The 2,712-nt window shown below is 62.9% G+C and carries 3 protein-coding genes; all 3 read left to right on the top strand.

Annotated elements, in window-relative coordinates; translation table 11 throughout:
* The first annotated feature begins 28 nt into the window (after positions 1–28).
* Positions 29–1,069: an LLM class flavin-dependent oxidoreductase gene (locus tag HP546_RS28815; RefSeq protein ID WP_172232850.1), complete on the top strand. Its 1,041-nt coding sequence runs from the start codon at positions 29–31 to the stop codon at positions 1,067–1,069.
* Positions 1,070–1,310: 241 nt separating this feature from the next.
* Positions 1,311–1,907, top strand: a complete 597-nt coding sequence (locus HP546_RS28820; RefSeq protein WP_003256068.1) for an amino acid synthesis family protein — start codon at positions 1,311–1,313, stop codon at positions 1,905–1,907.
* A gap of 68 nt (positions 1,908–1,975) precedes the next feature.
* The coding region (locus tag HP546_RS28825) for an alpha/beta fold hydrolase (RefSeq protein ID WP_172232853.1) at positions 1,976–2,712 on the top strand (737 nt) is incomplete at its 3' end.

A 2,712-nucleotide genomic window follows, 5' to 3' on the forward strand; every position in this document is an offset into this window, starting at 1 on the left:
GCCACTTTCAAGCGTTGAGGAAAGCCACATGAAATTTTCGTTGTTCGTACACATGGAACGTTGGGATGAACAGGTCAGCCACCGCCAGCTGTTCGAAGACCTGACCGAACTGACCCTGATGGCCGAAGACGGCGGTTTCAGCACCGTGTGGATCGGCGAACACCACGCCATGGAATACACCATTTCGCCGAGCCCGATGCCGCTGCTGGCCTACCTGGCCGCGCGCACCGAGAAGATTCGTCTGGGCGCCGGCACCATCATCGCGCCGTTCTGGAACCCGATTCGCGTGGCGGGCGAGTGCGCCCTGCTCGACGTGATCAGCAACGGTCGCATGGAAGTGGGCCTGGCCCGCGGCGCTTACCAGTTCGAGTTCGATCGCATGGCCAACGGCATGCCGGCCACCGACGGCGGCAAGGCGCTGCGCGAGATGGTGCCGGTGGTGCGCAAGCTGTGGGAAGGCGACTATGCCCATGACGGCGAAGTCTACAAGTTCCCGACCTCCACCAGCGTGCCCAAGCCATTCAACGCTACGCCGCCGATGTGGATCGCCGCGCGCGACCCAGACTCGCACAACTTTGCCGTGGCCAATGGCTGCAACGTGATGGTCACCCCCTTGATGAAGGGTGACGAAGAAGTGCTGGACCTGAAGAACAAGTTCCAGGCAGCACTGGACAACAACCCCGACGTGCCGCGCCCGCAATTGATGGTGTTGCGTCACACCCACGTGCACAGCCCGGCCGAGCCCGAAGGCTGGAAGGTCGGCGCCCAGGCCATCTCGCGCTTCTACCGCACCTTCGACGCCTGGTTCGGCAACAAGACGGTGCCGGTCAACGGCTTCCTTGAGCCAAGCCCGGAATCGAAGTTTGCCGAAGTGCCGGCGTTCCAGCTGGAGAACATCCGCAAAAACACCATGATCGGTACGCCGGAAGAGATCATCGCGCGCATCAAGTACTACCAGGAGCTCGGCGTCGACGAGTTCAGCTTCTGGTGCGACAACAGTCTGCCTCACGCCGAGAAGAAGAAGTCGCTGGAGCTGTTCATCAAGGAAGTGGTACCGGCGTTCGCCTGAATTCCCATTGCCTGAATTGTTGCGGGACGCAGCCCGCTCCCGTGGGCCCTTGTGGCCCGCGTGAGCGGGCTTTTTTTCGAGTGGTGCCCGCGAAGAGGCCAGTACAGACGGCACGGAAATCAAGGCATCAGCCCACCTTTCGTCCCCCCGGCAAGAGAAATTTCCAGACATCTCTTGCACAACAAATATTATGGTATACCATCAGACAACAAGAGCTGATAACCCTCACCAGGAGCCACCCATGAGTTTCGAAATCCGCAAGATCGTCACCTACTCCGAAGAGACCCGCATCGAAGGCGGCAAGGCCACCGACAAGCCGGTGACCATGGTCGGCCTGGCCGTGGTGATCAAGAACCCATGGGCCGGTCGCGGTTTTGTTGAAGACCTGAAGCCGGAAATTCGCGCCAACTGCTCCGAGCTGGGCGCGCTGATGGTCGAGCGCCTGACCGCCGCCATCGGCGGTGCCGACAAGATCGAAGCCTACGGTAAAGCCGCTGTGGTCGGCGCCGATGGCGAGATCGAGCACGCTTCGGCGGTGATCCACACCCTGCGCTTCGGCAACCATTACCGCGAAGCGGTACAGGCCAAGAGCTACCTGAGCTTCACCAACAAGCGCGGCGGCCCAGGCACTTCGATCCAGATCCCGATGATGCAGAAGGACGACGAAGGCCTGCGCTCGCACTACATCACCCTGGAAATGCAGATCGAAGACGCCCCGCGTGCCGACGAAATCGTCGTGGTCCTGGGCGCAGCCGACGGCGGCCGCCTGCACCCGCGTATCGGCAACCGCTACATCGACCTGGAAGAACTGGCTGCCGAAAAAGCCAACGCTCAATAACAACAACCAAGACGGGCCGGGGCGTGGCGTGCTTACCCGCCGCGCCCGACCTTCAAGGAGCGCCCTCCATGATTCAGCCTGTCGCTGAACGCACACCTGCCGGCACCAGCTACCTTGCCGTCGGCCAGGGCCAGCCCGTGGTACTGATCCACGGCGTGGGCCTGAACAAGGAAATGTGGGGCGGTCAGATCGTTGGCCTGGCCAACGACTACCGCGTCATCGCCTATGACATGCTCGGCCACGGCCAAAGTGCCCTGCCGGCTGCCGACACCAACCTGGAAGGCTATGCCGCCCAGCTTGCCGAACTGCTCGACCACCTGCAGATCCCACAGGCCACCGTGATCGGCTTTTCCATGGGTGGCCTGGTTGCCCGGGCCTTCGCCCTCAATTACCCGCAGCGCCTGGCTGCGCTGGTGGTGCTCAATAGCGTGTTCAACCGCACCCCCGAGCAGAGTGCCGGCGTTATCGCCCGCGCCGCCCAGGCCGCGGAGCTGGGCCCCGATGCAAACGTGGATGCCGCCCTGGACCGCTGGTTCAGCCGTGAATACAAGGCTGCCAACCCGGCGCAGGTCGCTGCCATTCGCCAGGTGCTGGCGAGCAACGACCCGCAGGGCTACCACACCACTTACTCGCTGTTTGCCACCCAGGACATGTACCGCGCCAGCGACCTGGGCAGCATCCAGGTGCCCACGCTGATCGCCACCGGCGAACTCGACTCGGGCTCCACCCCGGCCATGACCCGCCAGCTTGCCGCCAGCATCCCTGGCGCACACAGCGTGGTGCTGGCCGAGCAACGGCATATGAT

It is taken from the genome of Pseudomonas sp. CM25 (assembly GCF_013179705.1).
Taxonomy (GTDB): domain Bacteria; phylum Pseudomonadota; class Gammaproteobacteria; order Pseudomonadales; family Pseudomonadaceae; genus Aquipseudomonas.

What these genes read in the sequence shown, in the direction of transcription:
- HP546_RS28820 (WP_003256068.1), top strand. Translation starts at nt 1,311, where the DNA reads ATGAGTTTCGAAATCCGCAAGATCGTCACCTACTCCGAAGAGACCCGC.
- HP546_RS28815 (WP_172232850.1), top strand. Translation starts at nt 29, where the DNA reads ATGAAATTTTCGTTGTTCGTACACATGGAACGTTGGGATGAACAGGTC.